The sequence below is a fragment of the Streptomyces sp. NPDC088730 genome, from assembly GCF_044751215.1.
In the GTDB taxonomy this organism is placed as follows: domain Bacteria; phylum Actinomycetota; class Actinomycetes; order Streptomycetales; family Streptomycetaceae; genus Streptomyces.
The window spans coordinates 905019-929252 of record NZ_JBIVLK010000001.1; the positions used below are offsets into that span (position 1 = coordinate 905019).

21 protein-coding genes and 1 pseudogene are annotated in these 24234 nt (G+C 70.5%); 15 read left to right on the plus strand and 7 right to left on the minus strand.

Annotation, left to right across the window (positions count from 1 at the left end):
• Nucleotides 1-46 precede the first annotated feature (46 nt).
• The 5 genes from glnA to ACIP89_RS04140 all read left to right on the plus strand — a co-directional run bounded on the left by glnA (nt 47) and on the right by ACIP89_RS04140 (nt 5807).
• Nucleotides 47-1408 (plus strand): type I glutamate--ammonia ligase, encoded by a 1362-nt coding sequence (gene glnA / locus ACIP89_RS04120; protein ID WP_123526403.1) that lies wholly within the window; start codon nt 47-49, stop codon nt 1406-1408.
• Nucleotides 1409-1605: 197 nt separating this feature from the next.
• Nucleotides 1606-2331, plus strand: a complete 726-nt coding sequence (locus ACIP89_RS04125) for a FadR/GntR family transcriptional regulator (RefSeq protein WP_371773604.1) — start codon at nt 1606-1608, stop codon at nt 2329-2331.
• 189 nt (nt 2332-2520) lie between these two features.
• A complete protein-coding gene (locus ACIP89_RS04130; protein WP_402112903.1) occupies nt 2521-3780 on the plus strand; it encodes an MFS transporter in 1260 nt (419 codons plus the stop codon).
• 2 nt (nt 3781-3782) lie between these two features.
• Nucleotides 3783-4745 carry a 2-hydroxyacid dehydrogenase gene (locus ACIP89_RS04135; RefSeq protein WP_402112905.1) on the plus strand — a complete coding sequence of 321 codons (963 nt, stop codon included), beginning with the start codon at nt 3783-3785 and terminating at the stop codon, nt 4743-4745.
• 105 nt (nt 4746-4850) lie between these two features.
• A complete protein-coding gene (locus ACIP89_RS04140; RefSeq protein WP_402112906.1) occupies nt 4851-5807 on the plus strand; it encodes a dihydrodipicolinate synthase family protein in 957 nt (318 codons plus the stop codon).
• A gap of 66 nt (nt 5808-5873) precedes the next feature.
• Here ACIP89_RS04140 and ACIP89_RS04145 read toward each other — a convergent pair.
• From ACIP89_RS04145 to ACIP89_RS04155, 3 genes and pseudogenes are all read right to left on the minus strand, one after another.
• Nucleotides 5874-6138, minus strand: a pseudogene (locus ACIP89_RS04145) (sugar O-acetyltransferase); the annotation flags it as partial.
• Between the two features lie 121 nt (nt 6139-6259).
• On the minus strand, nt 6260-7198 hold the full coding sequence (locus tag ACIP89_RS04150) for a LysR family transcriptional regulator (protein ID WP_401922495.1): 939 nt from the start codon (nt 7196-7198) through the stop codon (nt 6260-6262).
• Nucleotides 7199-7207: 9 nt separating this feature from the next.
• The gene (locus ACIP89_RS04155; protein WP_402112909.1) at nt 7208-7519 is read right to left on the minus strand and encodes a hypothetical protein; all 312 of its coding nucleotides are present in this window, start codon (nt 7517-7519) and stop codon (nt 7208-7210) included.
• A 152-nt stretch (nt 7520-7671) separates the two neighbouring features.
• On the opposite strand from ACIP89_RS04155, the gene ACIP89_RS04160 reads away from it, so the two are divergent.
• The 4 genes from ACIP89_RS04160 to ACIP89_RS04175 all read left to right on the plus strand — a co-directional run bounded on the left by ACIP89_RS04160 (nt 7672) and on the right by ACIP89_RS04175 (nt 10605).
• The gene (locus tag ACIP89_RS04160) at nt 7672-7896 is read left to right on the plus strand and encodes a cold-shock protein (protein ID WP_401922501.1); all 225 of its coding nucleotides are present in this window, start codon (nt 7672-7674) and stop codon (nt 7894-7896) included.
• A gap of 106 nt (nt 7897-8002) precedes the next feature.
• Nucleotides 8003-9226, plus strand: coding sequence for an NADH:flavin oxidoreductase (locus tag ACIP89_RS04165; RefSeq protein ID WP_401922504.1), 1224 nt, complete (start codon nt 8003-8005; stop codon nt 9224-9226).
• A gap of 34 nt (nt 9227-9260) precedes the next feature.
• Nucleotides 9261-9488 (plus strand): hypothetical protein, encoded by a 228-nt coding sequence (locus ACIP89_RS04170; protein ID WP_401922507.1) that lies wholly within the window; start codon nt 9261-9263, stop codon nt 9486-9488.
• Between the two features lie 265 nt (nt 9489-9753).
• A complete protein-coding gene (locus ACIP89_RS04175; RefSeq protein ID WP_402112910.1) occupies nt 9754-10605 on the plus strand; it encodes a putative protein N(5)-glutamine methyltransferase in 852 nt (283 codons plus the stop codon).
• Here ACIP89_RS04175 and ACIP89_RS04180 read toward each other — a convergent pair.
• Nucleotides 10577-11092 carry a pyridoxamine 5'-phosphate oxidase family protein gene (locus tag ACIP89_RS04180; RefSeq protein WP_402112913.1) on the minus strand — a complete coding sequence of 172 codons (516 nt, stop codon included), beginning with the start codon at nt 11090-11092 and terminating at the stop codon, nt 10577-10579. The two genes, ACIP89_RS04175 and ACIP89_RS04180, sit on opposite strands and share 29 nt — an antisense overlap.
• Before the next feature lie 221 nt (nt 11093-11313).
• On the opposite strand from ACIP89_RS04180, the gene ACIP89_RS04185 reads away from it, so the two are divergent.
• Nucleotides 11314-14310, plus strand: a complete 2997-nt coding sequence (locus ACIP89_RS04185; RefSeq protein ID WP_402112915.1) for a bifunctional [glutamine synthetase] adenylyltransferase/[glutamine synthetase]-adenylyl-L-tyrosine phosphorylase — start codon at nt 11314-11316, stop codon at nt 14308-14310.
• Nucleotides 14311-14525: 215 nt separating this feature from the next.
• Here ACIP89_RS04185 and ACIP89_RS04190 read toward each other — a convergent pair whose 3' ends face one another.
• Together ACIP89_RS04190 and ACIP89_RS04195 are read right to left on the minus strand one after the other, a co-directional pair.
• The gene (locus ACIP89_RS04190) at nt 14526-15482 is read right to left on the minus strand and encodes a phosphatase PAP2 family protein (protein WP_402112916.1); all 957 of its coding nucleotides are present in this window, start codon (nt 15480-15482) and stop codon (nt 14526-14528) included.
• 75 nt (nt 15483-15557) lie between these two features.
• The gene (locus ACIP89_RS04195; RefSeq protein WP_401922519.1) at nt 15558-16625 is read right to left on the minus strand and encodes a LacI family DNA-binding transcriptional regulator; all 1068 of its coding nucleotides are present in this window, start codon (nt 16623-16625) and stop codon (nt 15558-15560) included.
• 381 nt (nt 16626-17006) lie between these two features.
• On the opposite strand from ACIP89_RS04195, the gene ACIP89_RS04200 reads away from it, so the two are divergent.
• From ACIP89_RS04200 to ACIP89_RS04220, 5 genes are all read left to right on the plus strand, one after another.
• A complete protein-coding gene (locus tag ACIP89_RS04200; protein WP_371773616.1) occupies nt 17007-18284 on the plus strand; it encodes an extracellular solute-binding protein in 1278 nt (425 codons plus the stop codon).
• A gap of 21 nt (nt 18285-18305) precedes the next feature.
• The gene (locus ACIP89_RS04205) at nt 18306-19325 is read left to right on the plus strand and encodes a carbohydrate ABC transporter permease (RefSeq protein ID WP_401922522.1); all 1020 of its coding nucleotides are present in this window, start codon (nt 18306-18308) and stop codon (nt 19323-19325) included.
• Nucleotides 19322-20200: a sugar ABC transporter permease gene (locus ACIP89_RS04210; protein WP_401922525.1), complete on the plus strand. Its 879-nt coding sequence runs from the start codon at nt 19322-19324 to the stop codon at nt 20198-20200. The genes ACIP89_RS04205 and ACIP89_RS04210 overlap by 4 nt, the downstream gene beginning before the upstream one ends.
• 102 nt (nt 20201-20302) lie before the next feature.
• Complete coding sequence (locus ACIP89_RS04215; RefSeq protein WP_401925267.1) at nt 20303-22030, plus strand: glycoside hydrolase family 13 protein; 1728 nt, start codon at nt 20303-20305, stop codon at nt 22028-22030.
• On the plus strand, nt 22015-23085 hold the full coding sequence (locus ACIP89_RS04220) for a LacI family DNA-binding transcriptional regulator (RefSeq protein WP_401922530.1): 1071 nt from the start codon (nt 22015-22017) through the stop codon (nt 23083-23085). Before ACIP89_RS04215 ends, ACIP89_RS04220 begins: the two co-directional genes overlap by 16 nt.
• Before the next feature lie 63 nt (nt 23086-23148).
• Here the strand turns inward: ACIP89_RS04220 and ACIP89_RS04225 are convergent, their stop codons facing one another.
• Entirely contained in the window at nt 23149-23745 is a 597-nt protein-coding gene (locus tag ACIP89_RS04225; protein WP_401922533.1) for an NAD(P)H-dependent oxidoreductase, read from the minus strand.
• Nucleotides 23746-24234 lie beyond the last annotated feature (489 nt).

Sequence of the window (24234 nt, forward strand, 5' to 3'; positions counted from 1 at the left end):
CCCCGGGCGGTGGTGCACGGACCGTCTGAACTGCAAGGATGTGGCTATGGACAAGCAGCAGGAATTCGTCCTCAGGACACTTGAGGAGCGGGACATCCGGTTCGTCCGGCTGTGGTTCACCGACGTGCTCGGTTATCTCAAGTCCGTGGCCGTGGCCCCTGCCGAGCTTGAGCAGGCGTTCGACGAGGGGATCGGCTTCGACGGTTCGGCCATCGAGGGCTTCGCCCGGGTCTACGAGTCGGACATGATCGCCAAGCCGGACCCGGGCACGTTCCAGATCCTGCCCTGGCGCGCGGAGGCCCCCGGCACCGCCCGCATGTTCTGCGACATCCTGATGCCGGACGGCTCGCCGTCCTTCGCGGACCCGCGCTACGTGCTCAAGCGCATCCTGGCCAAGACCTCGGACCTGGGTTTCACCTTCTACACCCATCCGGAGATCGAGTTCTTCCTGCTGAAGGACAAGCCGGTGGACGGCAGCCGCCCCACCCCGGCGGACAGCTCCGGCTACTTCGACCACACCCCGCAGAACGTGGGCATGGACTTCCGCCGCCAGGCGATCACGATGCTCGAATCGATGGGCATCTCGGTCGAGTTCAGCCACCACGAGGGCGCCCCCGGCCAGCAGGAGATCGACCTCCGGTACGCGGACGCGCTCTCCACGGCCGACAACATCATGACGTTCCGTCTGGTCATGAAGCAGGTCGCGCTGGAACAGGGCGTGCAGGCGACGTTCATGCCGAAGCCGTTCTCGGAGTACCCCGGCTCGGGCATGCACACCCACCTCTCCCTCTTCGAGGGCGACCGCAACGCGTTCTACGAGTCCGGGGCCGAGTACCAGCTCTCCAAAGTGGGCCGCTCCTTCATCGCGGGTCTGCTCATGCACGCCGCGGAGATCTCCGCCGTGACCAACCAGTGGGTCAACTCCTACAAGCGCATCTGGGGCGGTTCCTCCCGCGCGGCGGGCGCCGGCGGCGAGGCCCCCTCCTACATCTGCTGGGGTCACAACAACCGCTCCGCCCTCATCCGCGTCCCGATGTACAAGCCCGGCAAGACCGGATCGGCCCGCGTGGAGGTCCGCTCCATCGACTCCGGCGCCAACCCGTACCTGACATACGCGGTCCTGCTGGCCGCCGGCCTCAAGGGCATCGAGGAGGGCTACGAACTCCCGGCGGGCGCCGACGACGACGTCTGGGCCCTGTCCGACGCCGAGCGCCGCGCGATGGGGATCGAGCCGCTCCCGCAGAACCTGGGCGAGGCGATCTCGCTGATGGAGAAGAGCGAACTGGTCGCGGAGACGCTCGGCGAGCACGTCTTCGACTTCTTCCTGCGCAACAAGAAGCAGGAGTGGGAGGAGTACCGCAGCGAGGTCACCGCCTTCGAGCTGAAGAACCTGCTGCCGGTGCTGTAGGCCGCCCGTACATGTGAACGTGTCCTCGGGCCGACGGTTCATTGCCGTCGGCCCGTTCGTGTGCGGGGCCGTCATCCGCTCGTACCGTCGTGTGCTCCCCTGGGACGGGCTCCGGCGCAGGGGTCGGACGGCGTGGCCGGCCCGGTCCCCCTCGGCGCGCCGCCGGGGTGAGCCGAGGGCAGATTAGTCTGACCGGCATGCCGAAATCCCTGTTGCAGCAGACCCTAGATTCGCTCGGTAGCGCCATCGTCGCCGGTCGGCTACCCGCAGGTCACGTCGTTCCCACGCAGGACCTCGAAGCGGACTTCGGCGTGTCCCGGTCCGTCATGAAGGAAGCGGTTCGCGTCCTTCACACCCTTGGCATGGTCAGCAGTGTCAAACGGGTCGGTGTCCGGGTTCTGCCGTCAACAGCGTGGAACTACTTCGATCCGCTGGTCATGCGCTGGCGCCTGGAGAGCGACGGCTACCCGGCCCAGCTGCGCTCGCTCAACGAACTCCGCGGCGCGATCGAGCCGGTGGCGGCCGAACTGGCGGCGCGCTACGCCCCCGACGCCCTGTGCAGCCGACTGCTGTCCCTCGCTGCCGAGATGCGTGCGGTAGTCCGGGCTCAGGACATAGAGCGCTTCATTGAAATCGACGTGGATTTCCACAATGTCGTCCTTGTGGCATCCGGGAACGAGATGTTCGCGCAGCTTCGGAGCGCCGTGGGGAACACCGTCTCGGGGCGGAGTGATCTCGGGCTGCTGCCGAACCTGCCTGACGAGGAGTCTCTTCAGCTGCACGTGAGTCTGGCCGATGCCATCCAGGGGCGGCGTCCGGAGGAGGCGCGGGCGGTCGCGAACCAGCTGGTCGGCGCGATCTTCTCCGAGACGGCGGAGGCGTGGGCCAGTGAGCCCCGGATCTTCGGCGGTGACGCCCAGTAGTCCACGACACCGTCCACCCTTGCTCAAAAAAGATGCTTACAAGCGTTTACGGAGGCAATAAAAGATGCTTACATAATTGAACTCGGTGATGCCGAGGCACCCCGGCAGCACTCAAGGGAGCCCCATACGATGCCCAGGGACAGAGCGATACGTGATCGCAGCGTCACCGCGAAGGTGACAGTACGGCTGATGTTGTTTGTCGCCTTGATGTACCTTCTCAACCAGTTCGACCGAGGGAACCTCGCCTTCGCGCAGGAGAGCCTCTCCGCCGATCTCGGGCTGAGTCACGCGGCCTTCGGGCTCGGAGCCGGCATCTTCTTCATCGGCTACTTCATCTTCGAGGTGCCGAGCAACCTCATCCTCTACAAGGTGGGGGCCAGGCGGTGGCTGGCGAGGATCATGGTGTCCTGGGGGGTCGTCACCGTCCTCATGACGCTCGTACAGAACGAGTACATGTTCTATGCCATGAGGTTCCTGCTCGGCGCGGCCGAGGCGGGATTCTTCCCCGGGGCCGTCTACTACATCGCTCTGTGGCTGCCCGGACGTGAGCGCGGAAAAGCGCTGGCACTGCTCAGTGCGGCCGGACCGGCCGCGTACCTGCTGGCCGGCCCGTTCTCGGGCCTGCTCCTCGAACTCGAAGGTTCCGCCGGTCTCCACGGCTGGCAGTGGCTGTTCCTGTTCGAGGGCGCGGCCACTGTCGTCGTGGGTGTCGCGGCCTGGTTCGTCCTCACCGACCGGCCGGCGGACGCGAAATGGCTCACGCCCGCCGAGCGTGAGGAACTCACCACGCGTATCGAGAACGACAGGGAGGCGGAAGGGCCGCACCGGCAGAGCCTGTTCCAGACCCTGCGCGAGCCGAAGGTGCTGCTCCTCGCCGGTGTCTACGCCTGTATTCAGATCACCAACGCAGGCCTGGTCTTCTGGCTTCCGTCGGTGACGAGAAGGATCGGTGACCTGTCCACCTTCCAGGTGACGACCCTGTCCGTCACTCCGTACGCCTTCCAGATCGTCGGGCTGTTTCTTCTCGGACGCTCCTCCGACCGGCGCGGACGGCACCAGCTGCACGTCCTGATCGGCTGCCTGTGCATCGCGCTCGGGCTCGCCATCGGTGCGGTCGTCAACCCGGTGATCGGCTTGATCGCCCTCTGCCTGGCCTTCTTCGGCTACGGGACGATGTCCGCGTTCTGGTCGCTCGCCTCGTCGAGTCTCGGGACCACGTCAGCCGGAGCGGGCGGACTCGCCTTCATCAACTCCGTGGCCGCGCTCGGAGGATTCGTCGGCCCCACCCTCTTCGGCTACCTGCTCGACGTCACCGGGTCCGTCACGGCCTCGCTCTGGGCGCTGGCGGGTGTAGCGGCTGTCTCCGCCGTGCTCGTCCTGTTCGTACGTTCCTCGTCAAGTCCCGGCATTCCCGCGGCGCGAGTCACACCTCTCCAGAAGAAGGAATAACCATGTCCGAGACAATTCTCTGGATCGGTGAGAAGGACGAGGGCGTCCTTGAGATTCTCCGCGGTGAGATCCCCGACGGGTTCGAGTTGCTGGTCCCCGACAACGGGATCCCCACCGCGGAAGACCTCAGCAGGTCCGCGTACATACTGAACGGCGCCGGAAGCGTCGGGGCGGATTACCTGAGGTCGGCGCCGCGGCTCAAGCTGGTGCAGCGGCTGGGCGCGGGACTCGACGGCGTGGACGTGGAGACCGCGCGGGAACTCGGCATCGAGGTCGCCAACCTTCCCGCCCTGAACTCCATCGCGGTCGCCGAACACACGATGCTTCTCGCTCTCGCGTCAGCGCGCCATCTGTGCGCCCTGCACACTGACATGGTCGATGGCCGCTGGGCGCCCAACGAGCAGCTCTCGTCCACATTCGAACTGCACGGCAAGACCTTCGGCATCGTCGGTTTCGGCAGCATCGGACGCGAGGTCGCCCGACGGGCCCAGGCCTTCGGCATGAACGTCCGGTACTTCGACGTCACCCGTGCCCCCTCGCACGTGGAATCCGGGACCGGAGCCGTCTACACACCATTCCGGGAGCTGTTGGAGCGGGCTGACGTCGTCAGCGTGCACGTGCCGCTCACCGAACAGACCGCCATGCTGATCTCGCACGAGGAACTGGCCTCGATGAAGCGGGGGTCGGTACTGGTGAGTGTCTCCCGGTCGGGCGTCATCGACGAGACAGCGGTACGCCGGTACCTGGAGGACGGGCACCTCGGTGCCGCCGGGATCGATGTCTGGGCCACGGAGCCGGTGAGCCCCTCGGACCCGCTGCTCACAGCGCCCAACGTCACCGCCACCCCGCACTCCGCCGCCCAGACGCGTGACACCGTCGTCCGTTGCTTCCGTGCGGCACTGGCAAACATCGCACAGGCCCGTCGTGACGGGGCCGCGGGCCTCAGGACCCCGTGCGGGGCCTGACCCCAGCCCTCCCCGCAGGCTGCCGGTTCCGCAGTCCCGCGACAGGACGGAAGCCGTCCTGAACCGCACCCCTCATCGCCTCGCAGTACGACGCAGGAGAAACCCATGCCCTTGACCGCCCCCCTTCGCGGGGTCGTACCGCCCGTCTGCACTCCGCTGAACAGCGCCGGCGACATCGATACGCCGTCACTCGCGCGCCTGGTCGAACATCTCATCGCCGGCGGCGTACACGGTCTCTTCGCGCTCGGCTCGACCAGCGAGGTCGCCTACCTGACCGACACGCAGCGCGCCACCGTCCTGGAAACGGTCGTGCGTACCGTGGACGGCCGGGTGCCGGTGCTCGCCGGGGTGATCGACACGACCACGCAGCGGGTCGTCGACCACGCCCGCGCCGCCGCTGGACTCGGTGCCGACGGAATCGTGGCCACCGCGCCGTTCTACACCCGCACCCACCCGGTCGAGATCGCCCGGCACTTCCGGCGCGTCCGGGAATGCGTGGACCTGCCGCTGTTCGCCTACGACCTGCCGGTCTCCGTCCACACCAAGCTCTCGCCCGGTCTGGTGCGGGAGCTCGCGGAGGACGGAACGCTCGCCGGGCTGAAGGACAGCAGCGGCGACGAGGGCGGACTGCGCCGTCTGATCGTGGACCTCGGCGGCCGGGAAGGCCGTGCCTCGGGCCCGGCCGCAGGCTTCAGCATCCTCACGGGTTCCGAACTGACCGTGGACGCGGCCCTGCTGGCCGGTGCCGACGGGTTTGTTCCCGGTCTGGGCAACGTGGACCCGGCCGCCTATGTCCGCCTCTACGAGGCGGCACGTGCGGGGGACTGGGAGCTGGCGGCCACGGAGCAGGAACGCCTCGTGCGGCTCTTCGGCATCACCGACGTCGGGCCGGAAGCGGAGATGGGCCGCAGCTCCTCGGCCCTGGGCTCGTTCAAGGGCGCGTTGCGGCAACTGGGGGTCATCGACTGCGGTGATACCGCATTCCCCCAGGTGCGGCTGGACGAAGCGGCTCTCTCGCAGGTGTCCCGGCGGCTGCGTGACGTCGGCCTCCTCCCCGCGTGACGGCGCAACGGGCGGTCTCGCCGCGGCGGAACCACCCGTAGGGGCAGGAGCGGGGCGGCGGTGGGGTCACCACTGCCGCCGCACGGTCGCCTTGCCGCCGGTCACCGGGCTGCCCGACGGTATGCCTCCGGCCACCACAGAGCCGGCCGCGATGACCGCGCCCCGGCCGGTGCTCGCACCCGGCAGGATCTGGGCGCCGGCGCCGATCCACACGTCCTCCGCCCCGTCGATGGGCGCGCCCGGTCAGCCAGTCCCGTCGCTCCCCGGGATCGACCGGGTGGCCGAGGGTGATGGACATGACGCCGGGTCCGACCACCACCCGCTCGGCGAGGCCTGGAATTCGGGGCTGTGGACGCGCATGAAGCGGTCGCTGGGCACGTCACGGCCCTCTGTCCCGTTGCTGGTTGCTGGTGTGCCGGTGGCTGGGCGCGGGACGCGCCGCGGCCGGCGGTTCAGCTCTGTGGCGTCGTTGCCCAGGCCGGACGCCAGACCGGTCCGGGGAGCCCCGGCAGGCTGTGGAGGTGGGTGATGATCCCGCGAAGTCCCGGATGCGGACGCGTCGCGGGGAGGAGGAGCGACAGCGGGTACGCGAGGGCCGGATTCACGACCGGGATGCGACGCAGGCCGTACTCCGCGGGCCAGGTGTACCGGTCACGTGCCCCGACGAGGGTCGCCACCTCCGCGGACTCGGCGAGGGCGTGCAGCAGCACCTCGTCCCCGAAATGCGGCCCGGCCGCGTCGATACGCAGGTCGAACGCGGTGGCGAGCCGGTCGTAGAAGTCCGACCACTCGCTGAGCGGCGCGATGCCCGGCACCCAGATCCGGTGCTCGCGCAGCTGTGCCGGCGTCAGGCTGCGCGCGGCGGCGAGCGGATGCCCCGGTCCGACGAGGAGCTCCAGCGGTGAGTCGAACGCGTGGATCATCCGCACGCCGGGCGGCAGGAGGGCCGGGTCGGTGACGGTGCGGAACGAGGCGTCGATACCGCCCGACTCGACGGCGGCGACCGCCACGCGTGGATCGTTGACCCGGAGGGTCACCACGTCGAGGTCGGTCCCGGGACGCGACCGCCAGTATTCGTGTAGCACGACGGCCTGCGCGCTCCGCAGGCCGAGAACGTCGATCCGGAGGGCCCGGGAGCCCGGCCTGACCGCGGAGACGGCGCGCTCGACACCCGCCACGACGCTCCGCGCGTGGGGGAGGAACGCCTGACCGTCGAGGGTCAGCTCCACCCCGCGGGGGGTGCGGGTGAACAGGTGGACCTCCAGCTCGCGCTCCAGGGCGGCGATCCGCTTGGAGACCGCCTGCTGCGTCACGCCCAGCTCATCGGCGGCGTGCTGTAGCCGTCCCAGCTCGGCCGCGCGGACGAACGTACGCAGTGCCTCGGTGTCCACGGGGCGAGTCTAAGGTCGTCGTAGGTTGTTCAGCGCGCCGGTGACCTTCTTCACCTGGCCGTCGCCGTCATGCTCGTACTCAGTGGTGTGCTGCTCGGGGTCGGTGACCGTGGTCGTGCCCGCAGCCGTGGGCGAGGACGCCGGGTAGGTGTAGGTCCAGGCCGGGCCGGTGCGGCTGGAGCCGTTGAGGGCGGTGGCGCGGAGCACGGAGGTGACGCGGTTCTGGTCGTCGAAGGCGAAGACCGTGACCCTCCCCTCCGGGGTGGTGATCCGGTCCGTCGCCCAGCTGGGAACCCCGAACAGCGGGGCCGGCTGGCGCATGGTCGGGGACATGGACTGCCACGGACACACGGTCGGCTTCCGGCTCAAGTACGCACTGCCGATCGTCGTGGCTGCCGAGGTCCGGTTGCGGGGTGCCGTACGGGCCTGCACGGCCGGCCCCATAGGATCGGCCCATGGTGAGAATCCGGCCCATGGTGACCGCGACGGTTCGGGAGTGGCGCGACGAGGAGGGGTGGGGCGTGCTCGATTCCCCCGAGACCCCCGGCGGCTGCTTCGGCCACTACTCCGACATACAGAAGCCCGGGTTCCGCACCCTGACGCCCGGAGAGCGGGTGGACCTCCGCTGGGAGGCACCCGGCTTCAAACAGGACGGGTACGACTACCGCGCGGTGAGCATCGTGCCGCGGTCCGGCTGAGGCCCACCGCCGTCCCGGAGCCATCGGTGACCACCCGCGGGTACGGACGCGATCCACGGCCGCAACACTGCTGACTATTCGTCAGTTCTCTGCGATGCTGCGCGCCATGCCTGACGAATCGGGAGCAGCGAGGGGCGCGTCCAGCGGCGCGCCGGATGTGCTGGCCCCGGCCCGGCTGGGGCCGCTGAGGCTGCGCAACCGGGTGATCAAGGCCGCGACCTTCGAGGGGGCCACCCCCGAGGCACTGGTCACCGACGCGCTCATCGACTACCACCTGCGCCCCGCGGCGGGCGGCGTCGCCATGACCACCGTCGCCTACTGCGCGGTGTCCCCGGAGGGCCGCACCGAGCGCCGCCAGCTGTGGATGCGGCCAGAGGCGCTGCCGGGGCTGCGCAGGCTGACGGAGGCGGTGCACCGCACCGGGGCCGCGGTCAGTGCTCAGCTGGGCCACGCCGGTCCGGTGGCGGACGGCCGCTCCAACGGGCTGCCCGCCCTCGCCCCGGTGGCCGGCTTCAACCCGCTCAGCATGCGCCGCAACAGGGCGGCCACCGCGGACGACATCGCCCGGGTCATCGCGGCCCACGCCGAGGCGGCCCTGCTCGCGGCCGAGGCCGGCTTCGACGCCGTGGAGATCCACCTCGGCCACAACTACCTGGCCAGCGCCTTCCTCAGCCCCCGGCTGAACCGCCGCACCGATGCCTTCGGCGGCTCCCTGCGTGCCCGCGCGGCCGTGGCGCTGGGCATCACCCGGGCGGTGCGCGACGCGCTGGGCGACCGCCTCGCGATCACCGCCAAGCTCAACATGAAGGACGGGGCGCCCGGCGGACTCACCCTGGACGACAGCCTGCAGGTCGCACGCTGGCTGGAGGCGGACGGCTCGGTGGACGCCCTGGAGCTGACGGCGGGCAGCTCCCTCCTGAACCCGATGTACCTCTTCCGCGGCGACGCCCCCGTCACCGAGTTCGCCGCGAACTTCCCGCTCCCGCAGCGCCTCGCGATCCGGGCGCTGGGACGCACCTTCTTCCGCACCTACCCGTACCGGTCGCTGTACCTGCTCGACGCCGCCCGGCAGTTCCGGGCCGAGCTCCGGCTGCCGCTGATCCTGCTCGGCGGGGTCACCGACCGGCAGGGCATGGACCGCGCCATGGCGGAGGGCTTCGAGTTCGTCGCGATGGCCCGCGCCCTGCTCCGCGAACCCGACCTGCTGCACCGCATCGAGCGCGACCCCGCCACCCGCTCGGAGTGCATCCACTGCAACCGCTGCATGCCCACGATCTACACCGGCACCCACTGCCCGCTGACCGGTGGACTGCACGGGCCCGATCACTGACAATGGCAGCAGGGCCGCAATGGACGGGGGAGCCATGACCGAGGTTCTGGCAGTGCTCGGCGTGCTGTTCGCCGTGGTCGTCCTTCTGATCGTGAAGCTGGTGCTGCAAGAGCGGCGCCGTCCCACGGACAACTTCGACGGGCAGCAGATCGAGCGGCAGCACAGCGCGGAGGCGCGGCACACCCGGGCGGCCAACACCTCGGTCGCCGTACACAACCGTTTCATCGACGGCGGCAACGACTGGCGCCCCCGAAAGCGCTGACACCCGGCGCCCCGGCACGCGCCGGACCCGCTGGGGTAGGGTGACGTTCCCCCGCACGGGGACGTACGCGGGATTCCCCGCACGGGTACGTCCCGCAGGTGTGGGAACGTACGCACCGCAGGATCCCCGTATGGGGACGGACCGAAGGAGGTGGGACCCATTACCGCTGTATCAGGCTGGGTGCTCGCCCCTCGTCAACGCGTGGTCGACCCGACATAACCGACCGCGGAGCACCCATCGGCGTTTTCCCGAAAGGCTCCGCTCCATGCCGGTCCCGCTGTCCCCTCCTGCCCGCTCCGCCCTGGTCACCGCACTCCGCACCGCCGGCTGCGTCTTCGCCGAGGACGAGGCGGAGCTGATCGCCTCCACCGCCGCGGACCCCGCCGCGCTCACCGCCATGGTGGAGCGGCGCGTCGCCGGTCTCCCGCTGGAACACGTCCTGGGCTGGGCCGAGTTCAGCGGGCTGCGGATCGCCGTGGACCCCGGGGTCTTCGTCCCCCGCCGCCGCACCGAGTTCCTGATCCGGCAGGCCGTGGCAATCGCCCCGCAACCCGCCGTGGCGGTCGACCTCTGCTGCGGCACGGGCGCGCTCGGCGCCGCGCTCGCCGCGGCTCTGGAGGGGATCGAGCTCCACGCCTCCGATGTCGAACCCGCCGCCGTGCGCTGCGCCCGGCGCAACCTCGGTGGGCTGGGCCGGGTCTACGAGGGCGACCTCTTCGCGCCGCTGCCCGACTCGCTGCGCGGGCGCGTCGACGTACTGCTCGCCAACGTGCCGTACGTACCGACCGGGGACGTCGCGCTGCTCCCCGCGGAGGCGCGCGTGCACGAGCCGCTGGTGGCGCTCGACGGCGGCGGCGACGGCCTCGACGTCATGCGCCGGGTGGGCGCGGAGGCGCCCCGGTGGCTGGCGCCGGGCGGCAGCCTGCTGGTCGAGACGAGCGAACGGCAGGCCGCCCTCGCGGAGGAGACCATCGGCGGCAGCGGACTGATCCCGCGCGTGGTCACCTGCGGCGAGCTCTACGCCACGGTCGTGATCGGGACCATGCCCGCACCGCCCCGCCCGCCGTCAGCCGGTGCCACCCGGCCGCTCAGGCGAAGCGCCAGCGGGTCTGGGTGAACCGCTCGCCCTTGCCGAAGCCGAAGACCGTGCGCGGGGACACCGCGAAGACCTGGGCCCGGTTGCCCTGAGCGCCCACGAACATGCCGTCCGCGACATCGAAGTGCCAGATCTTCCCGTACTTCGCCTCCCAGGCCCGGGCGAGAGCGGTCAGCGGGGCCGCGTCCGTCACCCGCTCCGCCCGGCCCTCCACCACCACGTCGAAGCCCTCCGCCCAGGTGTTGGTGCCGGTCGTGAGGACCACCTCGGCGTTGGCCGCCAGATTGCGCGCCTTGCGCTCCTCCGCTCCGGTGGAGAAGTGCAGCGCCCCCTGCCACCAGACCCCGATCAGCGGGGTGACGTGCGGGCGGCCGTCGGGACGGACCGTCGTCAGCCAGTACAGCTCGGCGCCGGACAGCAGTTCCCGCGCGTCGGCCCAGCCGGCGGGCTCCGCGCCGGGGCTGCTGTAGCGGGGGTCCAGCTCGGTGTGCGGTTCGGCTGCGGACATGGTCGGGCCTCCAGGAGGTGCGGAACGAGATCTACCGGTGAAGTACAGACTGTGCGGCCGCTCCGTACTCATCGGCGCGCGGCCAGGGCTCTCCGCGGATCATGACCGGGGCCACGGCGTCCGGCACGGCACCGCGCCTTTTCCGGCCCTGATCCGCCGGACAGCCCTTAGGCTCGTAGAGGCTGGAACGCGATCGGGCGGCGAGCAGGAGAGAGCACGGAATGACGACGTTGCCGGGGCGCAGGAGCAGTACGTTCACCCGTTTGCTGCGACACGGATTCACCGACCCGTCGGCCGCCGAGCGGCTGCTCGACCTGCCGGACCTGACCTCCGTACGCTCCGACCCCGTCCTCCTCGAAGCGCTCGGGGCCACCGCCGACCCCGATCTCGCGCTGCGCGGCGTCGTACGGCTCGTGGAGGCGCAGGAGGCGGACGAGCGGCAGATCCTGCTGGACACCCTCGTCACCGCCAAACCGCTGCGGGACCGGCTGCTCGGGGTGCTCGGGGCGTCGGAGGCGCTCGGTGACCACCTGGCCCGCCACCCGCGCGACTGGCAGGCCCTCGTCACGTACGAGGCCACCGACCTGCATCCCGGCGTGGCCGAGTTCGAGCACGAGCTGGCCGGGGCCGACGACCAGGACGTCCTGCGCATCGCCTACCGCCGGTGCCTGCTGTCGATAGCGGCCCGGGACGTGTGCGGCACCACGGATGTCGCGGAGACCGCCGCCGAGCTCGCGGACCTGGCCACCGCGACCCTGCGGGCCGCCCTCGCCATCGCCGGTGCGGCAGCGCCCCAGGACGCCGCGCTGTGCCGCCTCGCCGTCATCGCGATGGGCAAGTGCGGCGGCCACGAACTGAACTACGTCTCCGACGTGGACGTCATCTTCGTGGCGGAACCCGCCGACGGCGCGGAGGAGAGCGCCGCCATCCCGGCCGCCACCCGGCTGGCCGCGCACCTGATGCGGATCTGCTCCGACACGACCGTCGAGGGCACCATCTGGCCCGTCGACGCCAACCTCCGCCCCGAGGGCCGCAACGGGCCCCTCGTGCGCACCCTGTCCTCGCACCTCGCCTACTACCAGCGCTGGGCCAAGACCTGGGAGTTCCAGGCGCTCCTGAAGGCCCGGCCGGTGGCAGGGGACGCCGCGCTGGGGGCCGAGTACGTCGACGCCGTCTCGCCGCTCGTCTGGCAGGCCGCCGACCGGGAGAACTTCGTCCCCGACGTGCAGAAGATGCGCCGCCGGGTCATCGACACGATCCCCGCCGACCGGGTCGACCGCGAGATCAAGCTCGGGCCCGGCGGACTGCGGGACGTCGAGTTCGCCGTACAGCTGCTCCAGCTCGTGCACGGCCGCAACGACACCGCCCTGCGCAGCGGCTCCACCCTGGAGGCGCTGGGCGCGCTCGCCCGGGGCGGGTACGTGGGCCGGGTGGACGCCGCGCAGCTGGACGACGCCTACCGATTCCTGCGCACGATGGAACACCGCATCCAGCTCTACCGGCTGCGCCGCACCCACCTGGTCCCGGAGGACGAACCGGACCTGCGGCGCCTCGCCCGCTCGCTGGGCATGCGGGCGGACCCCGTCACCGAGCTCAACCAGGCGTGGAGGCGGCACGCCTCCGTGGTGCGCCGGCTGCACGAGAAGCTGTTCTACCGGCCGCTGCTCGACGCCGTCGCCCAGCTCGCCCCCGGTGAGTCCCGGCTCAGCACCAAGGCCGCCACGCACCGGCTGGAAGCCCTCGGCTACGAGGACCCGGCGGCCGCGCTGCGGCACCTGGAGGCGCTCTCGTCCGGCGTCTCGCGCAAGGCCGCCATCCAGCGCACCCTGCTGCCCGTGCTGCTCGGCTGGTTCGCGGACTCCGCCGACCCGGACGCCGGACTGCTCGGCTTCCGCAAGGTGTCCGACGCGCTCGGCAAGACCCCGTGGTACCTGCGCCTCCTGCGCGACGAGGGCGCGGCCGCGGAGAACCTCGCCCGGGTGCTGTCGGCCGGCCGGCTCGCCCCCGACCTGCTGCTCCGGGCCCCGGAGGCGGTGACCATCCTCGGCGACCCGCAGGGGCTGAAGCCGCGCGGCCGGGAGGCCCTGGAGCAGGAGGTGCTGGCAGCGGTGGGGCGCTCGGACGGCGCGGAATCGGCGGTGGCGGTGGTGCGCGGGGTGCGGCGGCGCGAACTGTTCCGGACCACGTCCGCGGACCTCATCAGCTCCTACGGCACCGAGGACAGCCCCGCGGAACAGGACCCGGGCGCGCTCGTCGACCGCGTCGGCACCGCGGTCACCGACCTCAACGCCGTCACCATCGCCGGAGCGCTGCGCGCCGCCGTGCGCGCCGAATGGGGCGACACGCTCCCCACCCGGTTCGCGGTGATCGGCATGGGCCGCTTCGGCGGACAGGAACTGGCATACGGCTCCGACGCGGACGTCCTGTTCGTCCACGCGCCGCGCGAGGGCGTCGACGAGCAGGAGGCCTCCCGGGCCGCGAGCCGGGTGGTTTCCGAGATGCGCAGGCTCCTCCAGCTGCCCACCGCGGACCCGCCGCTGATCATCGACGCCGATCTGCGCCCCGAGGGCAAGACCGGGCCGATGGTCCGCACCCTGAAGTCGTACGAGGCGTACTACCGGCGCTGGTCGCTGGTCTGGGAGAGCCAGGCGCTGCTGCGCGCCCAGCCGATGGCCGGCGACGTGGATCTGGGCCGCGACTTCATCGAGCTGATCGATCCGCTGCGCTACCCGGCGGAGGGGCTGGGGGAGGACGCGGTCCGCGAGATCCGGCGGCTGAAGGCCCGGATGGAGTCCGAGCGGCTGCCGCGCGGGGCGGACCCGACGCTCCACACGAAGCTGGGCCGGGGCGGGCTGAGCGACGTCGAGTGGACGGTACAGCTGCTCCAGATGCAGCACGGCTGGGCGGAGCCGGGGCTGCGGACCACCCGGACCCGTGAGGCGCTGGCCGCGGCGTGCGCGGCGGAGCTGATCTCCTGCGAGGACGCGCAGACGCTGGACGAGGCGTGGGTGCTGGCGACCCGGGTCAGGAACGCGGTGATGCTCGTGCGGGGCAGGCCGAGCGACACGTTCCCGTCCAACCCCCGGGAGCTGACCGCGGTGGGACGGTATCTGGGGTACGAGCCCGGCCACGCCGGCGACATGCTGGAGGACTACCGCCGGATCACCCGGCGGGCGCGTGCGGTGGTGGACGAGCGCTTCTACGGGGCGACGGTGTGACTCCGGGCAGCTCACGCCCCGCCGGTCGGGACGAGCCGCTCCGGGCCACTCACGCCCGTCCGGTGGAAACGAGCCGCTCCGGGCAGATCAAGCCCCTCCGGCGATTGAGGAGCGGGGCCCGGGGCGGAGCCCCGAAACCGGTCATGCCCGCCGCCCTGCCCCGGACCGGCACGCCCGCGCGCACCCGGACCGGCACCCCCGCCCGCCCGGTTCCGTCAGTTCCGGCCCGCCGCGGCCTTCGCCCGGTGGACCGACAGCGCGGACAGCCGGGCGCGCCCGGCGTCCTTCGGGGCGATCCGCCTGGGCAGATGGTGCGGCAGCGCTCCGTACCAGGCGTACGACACCGCGTAACCGAAGGCCAGGCAGGCCATGCCGCCCACCGCGTCCAGCCAGAAGTGGTTCGCGGTCGACACGATCACCATCAGGGTGACCATCGGGTAGAGCAGGCCCAGGATCTTCGCCCAGGGCGCGGAGGCCAGGGCGAACACGGTCAGCCCGCACCACAGCGACCAGCCGATGTGCATCGACGGCATCGCCGCGTACTGGTTCGACATGTTCTTGAAGTTGCCCGAAGCCATCGAACCCCAGGTCTGGTGGACCATGACCGTGTCGATGAACGTGCTGCCGTTCATCAGGCGGGGTGGCGCCAACGGGTAGAGGTAGTAGCCGGCCAGCGCGGCCGCCGTGGTCGCGAACAGGGCCAGCCGGGCTGCCGCGTAGCGGCCCGGGTGGCGTCGGAACAGCCATACGAGCACGCCGATGGTGACGATGAAGTGCAGTGTGGCGTAGTAGTAGTTCATCGACACGATCAGCCATGTCACCGAGTTGACCGCGTGGTTGATGGAGTGCTCCACGGCGATGCCCATGAACCGCTCGACCGACCAGATCCAGTCGGCGTTGGCCAGGGCCGCCGCCCTCTGCTCGGGGACGGCGTTGCGTACCAGCGAGTACAGCCAGTAACTGACCGCGATCAGCAGGATTTCGAACCAGAGGCGTGGCCTTCTGGGGGACCGCGGACCTCGCAGCCCCGCCAGGGCGCGGTCGCGCAGTCTGCGCATCCGTTTCACGTCGCCGGGTCGCTTCGTGTCCGCCTCTGGAGCCGCCTCGTTCACGATGGGTGACGGGGTGGCCTCCGTACGGCCTTCCTGTCGTTTCACGCTCAATTCACCCATAGGAATAGAGTCTGCCAGATTTGCCCCCTCCGCCTGATGATCCTCCGGTCGGGAGCGGCCTGCACGTCCTGCGGACTACGGCTGTGCGTGGGATCCTTGGACGGGCTGGGCGGCCGATGCCGCGTCCGGACCGGGGCCCGCGGCCGTCGAACCGCGCACGACCAGCTCGGGCATGAAGACGAACTCGCTGTGCGGGGCGGGTGTGCCGCCGATCTCCTCAAGGAGCGTACGCACCGCGGCCTGGCCCATCGCCGTCACCGGCTGCCGGATCGTGGTCAGCGGCGGATCGGTGAACGCTATGAGCGGGGAGTCGTCGTAACCGACCACGGAGAGATCGCGCGGCACGTCCCTGGAAAGCCTGCGAGCCGCCCGGATGGCGCCGAGCGCCATCATGTCGCTCGCGCACACCACCGCCGTGCAGCCCCGCTCCATCAGCGCGGAGGCGGCCGCCTGACCGCCCTCCAGCGTGTACAGGGAGTGCTGGATCAGCTCCTCCACCTCGTCCGGGGCGAGGTTCAACTGCTCCCGCATCGTGGCGTGGAAGCCCTCGATCTTGCGGACCACCGGGACGAACCGCTTGGGCCCGACGGCCAGTCCGATCCGGGTGTGGCCCAGCGACACCAGGTGCGTCACCGCCAGCCGCATCGCGGCCCGGTCGTCCGGTGAGATGAACGGCGCCTGCACCTTGGGCGAGAAACCGTTAACCAGTACGAAGGGGACTCCCTGGGCGCGCAGTTGCTCGTAGCGCTGCATATCGGCCGAGGTGTCCGCGTGCAGTCCGGAGACGAAGATGATTCCCGAGACGCCGCGGTCGACCAGCATCTCGGTCAGCTCGTCCTCCGTGGAGCCGCCGGGGGTCTGGGTCGCCAGCACCGGGGTGTAGCCCTGCCGGGTCAGCGCCTGCCCGATGACCTGGGCGAGCGCCGGGAAGATGGGGTTCTCCAGCTCGGGCGTGATCAGCCCGACCAGACCCGCGCTGCGCCTGCGCAGCCGTACGGGCCGTTCGTAGCCCAGCACGTCGAGCGCGGCGAGGACGGATTCGCGGGTGGCAGCGGCAACCCCGGGCTTGCCGTTCAGTACACGGCTGACCGTCGCTTCGCTGACCCCCGCCTGAGTTGCGATATCGGCAAGCCGTGCGGTCATGGAACTGGACTGTACCGGGAGCGGGTCGGATTGCCCACCATGCGCAGGAATCGGACTCCGGCGGCCGCGCGAGGGGCCCGCGACGCCGCACATGGCTCTTCCCGCAGCGGCTGCCGGCAACATCTTGCAAGACCTTGCGGGACCCGTCTGCGGGCTGCGGTCAGATCGTCGCACTGCGGAATCATGGGCGGTGGCCAGCCCCTGCCAGGGTTCAGGGCCGCGCGTCAAGGGGCTTGACGGCAACCGTGAGGACACGCGAATGTAACGATCGCCGGAGCTTGCAGAAATCTTCCGCAAACTCTTTCGGCCTTCTTTCATCCTTGTTACGTTCACGTCGACCCGGCGCCGCGACGGAGCGGTACGGCAGTTGAAGGAGTTCAGATGCGACGTGGCATAACGGCCACCGCCCTGGTCGCGGCCCTGGCGCTCGCGGCGACCGCCTGCGGCAGCGACGACGACAGTTCCAACGGCACCTCCAAGAGCTCGGGCGAGCTCTCCGGCACCGTCACGTGGTGGGACACCTCCACGGCGGGCAGCGAGGACAAGGTCTTCAAGAAGATCGCCGAGGGCTTCGAGAAGGAACACCCCAAGGTCGACGTCAAGTACGTCAACGTCCCCTTCGGTGACGCGCAGAACAAGTTCAAGAACGCCGCGCAGTCCGGCTCCGGCGCCCCCGACGTGATCCGCTCCGAGGTCGCGTGGACGCCCGAGTTCGCCGACCTCGGCTACCTCGCCCCGCTGGACGGCACCCCCGCCCTCCAGAAGGCGGACGACTTCCTGAAGCAGGCCGCCGCGTCCACCAAGTACAAGGACAAGACGTACGCGGTGCCGCAGGTCATCGACTCCATGGGCATCTTCTACAACAAGAAGATCTTCAAGGACGCCGGCGTCCAGGTCCCCAAGACCGTCGACGAGCTGAAGACCGCGTCGAAGAAGATCAAGGACAAGACCGGCAAGACCGGCCTCTACCTGCGCGGCGACGACGCGTACTGGTTCCTCTCCTTCCTGTACGGCGAGGGCGGCGACATGGTCGACGCCTCCAACAAGTCCGTCACCATCGACAACCCGGCCGGCGTCAAGGCGATGAAGGTCGTCAAGGACCTCGTCGACTCCGGCGCCGCCAAGACCGACGCGACGGACGGCTGGGAGAACATGCAGTCGTCCTTCAAGGACGGCAAGGTCGCGATGATGATCAACGGCCCGTGGGCCGTCGCCGACACCTACACCGGCAAGGAGTTCAAGGACAAGGCCAACCTGGGCGTCGCCCCGGTCCCGGCCGGCTCCGCCGCGCAGGGCGCCCCGCAGGGCGGTCACAACCTCGCCGTCTACGCCGGTTCCAAGAACCTCGACGCCTCCTACGCCTTCGTCGACTACATGACCTCCGTCAAGACCCAGGCCCAGGTGACCAAGGAGCTCAACCTGCTGCCGACCCGCACCTCGGCCTACGCGCAGGAGAGCGTCGTCGACAACGAGATCGTCGGCTTCTTCAAGCCCGTCGTCGAGAGCGCCGTCGAGCGCCCCTGGATCCCGGAGACCGGCAGCCTCTTCGCGCCGCTCGTCACCGAGTACACGAAGGTCCTCACCGGACAGACCTCCCCGGAGAAGGCCGTCAAGACGACCGGCGACTCCTACCGCAAGCTCCTCAAGGGCTGGAAGTAACCCAGGAAGGCAGGCCGGCTGATGGCTGTCCACACCAGCCAGTCGGTGGCGAAGGCCGCGGGCGACGACACCGTCGCCCGCGGCCGGAGCCGCGGTACTGGCAACCCCACGCCCCCGGGCCGGATCCGGCGGGCGCTCTCGACCCACTGGTACGCCTGGACCATGGTCGCCCCGGTCGTCATCGTGATCGGCGTGATCATCGGGTATCCGCTGGTCCGCGGCATCTACCTGTCGCTGACCGACGCCAACGAGCGCAACGTCGAGCGGTCCATCGGTGTCAACCACATCCCCGCGACGTACGAGTTCGTGGGTCTGGACAACTACACCGACGTACTGACGGGCAACGAGTTCCTCGGCACCCTCGGCTGGACCCTGGTGTGGACGGTCTCCTGTGTGGCCATCACCTTCGCCCTCGGCATGGGGCTCGCCAACATCCTCAACCGCCGGATCGCCGGGCGCTCCGCATACCGGATGGCGCTCATCCTGCCCTGGGCCATCCCCGGCTTCGTCTCCGTCTTCGCCTGGCGCTTCCTCTACAACGAGGACCGCGGGCTGCTCAACAGGATCCTCTCGGGGAGCGGCTTCGACGGCATCCCGTGGCTCAACGACCCCACCTGGGCGAAACTCTCCGTCATCGCCGTCAACGTGTGGCTCGGTGTGCCGTTCATGATGGTCGCCCTCCTCGGCGGGCTCCAGTCCATCCCCAGCGAGCACTACGAGGCCGCCGAGATGGACGGCGCCACCGCCTGGCAGCGCTTCCGCCACATCACGCTGCCCGGACTGCGGCCGGTCTCCACCACCGTGATCCTGCTCTCCACCATCTGGACCTTCAACATGTTCCCGGTGATCTTCCTGCTGACCAGCGGCGGACCCGGCGACGCCACCCAGATCCTGGTGACGCAGGCGTACAAGTTCTCCTTCGAGATCAGCCCGCGCGACTTCGCGCTCTCCTCCACGTGGGGCGTGCTGATCCTCGTACTCCTGATGCTCTTCGCCGCTGTGTACCGGCGAGTCCTCCGCACCCAGGGAGATGACTGGTGACCACGGCACCCGCCCCCGCCGCGCGGCACTCCGCGCCCAAGGTCCGGCTGCGCGGCGAGCGTTCGCCGCTGGCCTCCACCGCACTGCACCTGACGCTGATCGTCGCGTCCGTGATCGCCGTCTTCCCCGTGCTGTGGGTCCTGCTCACCTCGCTGAAGCCCGCCGAGTTCGCGACCACCACGGACTTCTTCAAAGAGACGACGCTCCAGAACTACACGCACCTGCTCCAGGACACGAAGTTCCTGACCTGGTTCGGCAACTCGGTGGTCGTCGCGGGCCTCACCACGCTCGTCGGCGTGATCGTCTCCGCCTCCACCGGCTACGCCGTCAGCCGGTTCCGCTTCCCCGGGAAGCGCGGACTGATGTGGACGCTGCTGATCACCCAGATGTTCCCGGTCGCCGTCCTCATCGTGCCGATCTACAACATCATGGCGACCATGGGCCTGCTCAACAAGCCGGCCGGTCTCGTCATCACCTACCTCACCATCTCGGTGCCGTTCTGCGCCTGGATGATGAAGGGCTTCTTCGACACCATCCCGCGCGAGATCGACGAGTCGGGGCAGGTCGACGGCCTCACCCCGTTCGGCACGTTCTGGCGGCTCATCCTGCCGCTGGCCAAGCCCGGACTCGCCGTCACCGCGTTCTACTCCTTCATCACCGCCTGGGGCGAGGTGGCGTACGCCTCCGCCTTCATGGTCGGGGAGGACAACCTCACCCTCGCGGGCGGACTCCAGCTCTTCGTCAACCGGTACGGGGCGCAGTGGGGCCCGATGACCGCCGCGTCCGTGCTCATCGCGATACCCGCGGCCCTGGTCTTCCTGTTCGCGCAGAAGCACCTCGTCACCGGCATGTCCGCCGGAGCCGTCAAGGGCTGAGGCCCCACGGCAGCAGCACGACCCGCACGCACCAGTCACGGTGGCGCCGGCATCCCGACCCGGTCCCGGCGCCACTCCCCACCCAGACACCCCAGGGACGACATGACCCAGCACCTCGCTGCCCCCTCCACCGGCACGTCCACCGACGCCCCGGGCCACCGCACCGGCTGGTGGCAGGACGCGGTGATCTACCAGGTCTATCCGCGCAGTTTCGCCGACGGCAACGGCGACGGCATGGGCGATCTCGCAGGCGTCACCGCCCGGCTCCCGTACCTCAAGGACCTCGGCGTCGACGCGGTGTGGCTCAGCCCCTTCTACGCCTCCCCGCAGGCCGACGCCGGATACGACGTCGCCGACTACCGGGCCATCGACCCGATGTTCGGCACCCTGCTGGACGCCGACGCGCTGATCCGGGACGCCCACGAACTGGGCCTGCGGATCATCGTCGACCTGGTGCCCAACCACTCCTCCGACCGGCACGAGTGGTTCAGGCGCGCGCTCGCGGAGGGCCCCGGCTCCGCCCTGCGCGACCGCTACCACTTCCGCCCCGGAAAGGGCGCGAACGGCGAACTCCCGCCCAACGACTGGGAGTCCATCTTCGGCGGACCGGCCTGGACCCGGACCACCGACCCGGACGGCACGCCCGGCGACTGGTACCTCCACCTCTTCGCGCCCGAGCAGCCCGACTTCAACTGGGAGCACCCGGCCGTCGCGGACGAGTTCCGCTCGATCCTGCGCTTCTGGCTCGACATGGGCGTCGACGGCTTCCGGGTCGACGTGGCGCACGGCCTCGTCAAGGCCGAGGGCCTGCCCGACCTGGGCACGCACGACCAGCTGAAGCTGCTCGGAAACGATGTCATGCCGTTCTTCGACCAGGACGGCGTGCACGAGATCTACCGCAGCTGGCGCACCATCCTCGACGAGTACCCCGACGCGATGGGGCCCGAAGGGCCTCCGTCAGAGGGGCGGCGGCGGGCGACGGGCGGGCGGATCGCGGTCGCCGAGGCCTGGACCCCGACCGTCGAACGCACCGCCAACTACGTGCGCCCGGACGAGATGCACCAGGCCTTCAACTTCCAGTACCTGGCCACCTCCTGGGACGCCGAGGCGCTCCGCGAGGTCATCGACACCTCGCTGGACGCGATGCGCCCGGTCGGCGCCCCCACCACCTGGGTGCTCTCCAACCACGACGTCACCCGGCACGCCACCCGGTTCGCCAACCCGCCGGGCCTCGGCACCCAGATTCGTACCGCGGGCGACCGCGAACTGGGCCTGCGCCGCGCCCGCGCGGCCACGCTGCTGATGCTGGCGCTGCCCGGCTCCGCCTACGTCTACCAGGGCGAGGAGCTCGGGCTGCCCGACGTCACGGAGCTGCCCGACGAGGCCCGCCAGGACCCGTCGTTCTTCCGGGCCGAGGGCCAGGACGGCTTCCGCGACGGGTGCCGGGTGCCGATCCCGTGGACCCGCGAGGGCAGCTCGTACGGCTTCGGCACGGGCGGCAGCTGGCTGCCGCAGCCCACGGGCTGGGGCGAGCTGAGCATCGAGGCCCAGACCGGCGAGGCCGGCTCCACCCTGGAGATGTACCGGGCCGCGATCGCCGCCCGCCGGGTGCACCCCGGACTCGGCGCGGGCACCGCGGTGGAGTGGCTGGACGCCCCCGAGGGGCTGCTGATCTTCGCCCGTCCCGGCTTCGTCTGCACCGTCAACACCACGGACACCGCCGTCCGCATCCCCGTACGCGGCACCGTCCTGCTGTCCAGCGCCCCGGTCACCACCGACGGCGCCGAGATCGAACTGCCGGCCGACACCACGGTGTGGTGGACGGTGTGACCGTCCCCCCGCCCAGGGCCGGCAGCCCGCTGAGGCTCTCCGACATCGCCGGGCAGGCCTCGGTCAGCGAGGCGACCGTCAGCCGGGTGCTCAACGGCAAGCCGGGCGTCGCGGACACCACGCGTCAGCGGGTGCTCGCGGCGCTCGACATCCTCGGCTACGAGCGCCCGGTACGGCTGCGGCAGCGCAGCGCCGGACTGATCGGACTGGTGACGCCCGAGCTCACCAATCCCATCTTCCCGGCGTTCGCGCAGTCTGTGGAACAGGTCCTGGCGGGCCACGGCTACACGCCGGTGCTCTGCACCCAGCTGCCCGGCGGCGCCACAGAGGACGAACTCGTCGAGCAGCTCGTAGAACGCGGCGTCGGCGGCATCGTCTTCCTCTCCGGACTGCACGCCGACACCTCGGCCGACCCGGCGCGCTACGCCGCGCTGACCGACCGGGGCGTCCCGTTCGTCCTGATCAACGGCTACAACGAACGGATCAGCGCCCCGTTCGTATCGCCCGACGACACCGCCGCCGTCCGCATGGCCGTAGGCCACCTCGCGGAACTGGGCCACCGCAAGGTCGGCCTGGCGATCGGTCCGCAGCGCTACGTGCCCTCGCGCCGCAAACGCGACGGCTTCGTGGACGCGGCGGTGTCGCTCCTGGGGATGGACCGCTCGGCGGCCGAACTCCTGGTGTGCTCCACCCTGTTCAGCGTGGAGGGCGGCCAGGTGGCGGCCGGCGCCCTGCTCGACCGGGGCTGCACGGGCATCGTCTGCGGCAGCGACCTGATGGCCCTGGGCGTGGTCCGCGCCGCCCGCGACCGGGGCCTCGCGGTGCCGCGCGACGTGTCCGTGGTCGGCTTCGACGACTCCCAGCTCATCGCGTTCACCGACCCCCCGCTGACCACGGTCCGCCAGCCCGTCCAGGCGATGGCGGCGGCCGCGGTGGGCGCACTCCTGGAGGAGATAGCCGGCAGCCCCGTACAGCGCACGGAGTACGTGTTCCAGCCGGAGCTGGTGGTACGGGGCTCGACGGCGGCGGTGGCGTCCTGGGTGCGCGGGGACTGACGTCCGCGCCGGACGGGCTCGCGCACGGCAGGAGCCCCGGGGCCGTGCCGTGCGCCGCGCACGTCAGGCCAGCAGCGCACGGGCGTGCTCGCGGGCCTCGCGCAGCCAGGACGCGCGGGTCTCGTCGGAGGAGTCGGTGACCGTCCGGAAGACGACCCGGCGCACATCGGCAACTCCCACGTAGGGCAGGACACATGCCGACCAGATCCGGTCCAGCGGATCACCGAACTCGCCCGCCTCACGCTCGGCGGGAGTGTCGGATGTGTTCAGCACGAGCGCCCGGCCGGCCTTCAGCAGCGCCCGCGGCTTCCCGTCCGACGCGCCCAGCTTGTAGGCGACGCCCGGCACCAGCACGCGCTGCACCCAACCGGTGAGGACGGCGGGCGGCATGCCCCACCAGTTGGGATGGACGAACACCATGGCGTCGAGCGTGGCCACCTCCGCCCGGTGCGCGGCCAGTTGGGCATCCGGGGTGTCCGCGGCGGACCGGACCGTCTCCGTCTCGTCGGCGGTCAGCCCGGGTGCGAATCCCTCCGCGCAGAGATCGTGCGCCAGCACCTCGCTGCCCCGCTCGCGGAGCTCCCGCACCACGGCGTCGAACACCGCGTGGTTGAAGCTTCCCGGCTTCGGATGGGCGAGGTAGACCCCGGTGCGCACCATGCTGTTTCCCCCAAGACGTCATACGTGTTCGTCGGTCGTGGGGGCGTGGAACAGCCCCCGCTCGGTGCTCATCATGACGGGTAGGCGCCGGGCGGCCGTGGGGCAGGACCCTCCGTCACGCACGCGAGGGGCACCGGGAGTCGACCCGGTCGGGTCGGCGGGGAGTGTGACCCCCAGGTGCCCCTCTTGTACATGACCGGCCCGGCCGGCCGGGCGCGTGGGGCCCGGGGTAACGGGACCCCCGGCCGGCCGGACCGGAGTCGGGAGAAACGTAACAGGGCTGCAATGTCTTGCGTAAGACCTTGCAGGAAGGAATCTGCGGTATTTCGTTGATGTGAGCAGGGTGTGAGCGGTTCGTGTCCAAAGGGTTGACCGGGTCCCGGTGGGCTCGTACGGTCTCCCCGCGGCAAGGTTTGCATTCTTGCAGCAAGAACCTTCAGGAGCCTTGAGGGCAGGGTGCGTTGCCGGACGAGGCTGAACCGTCACCCG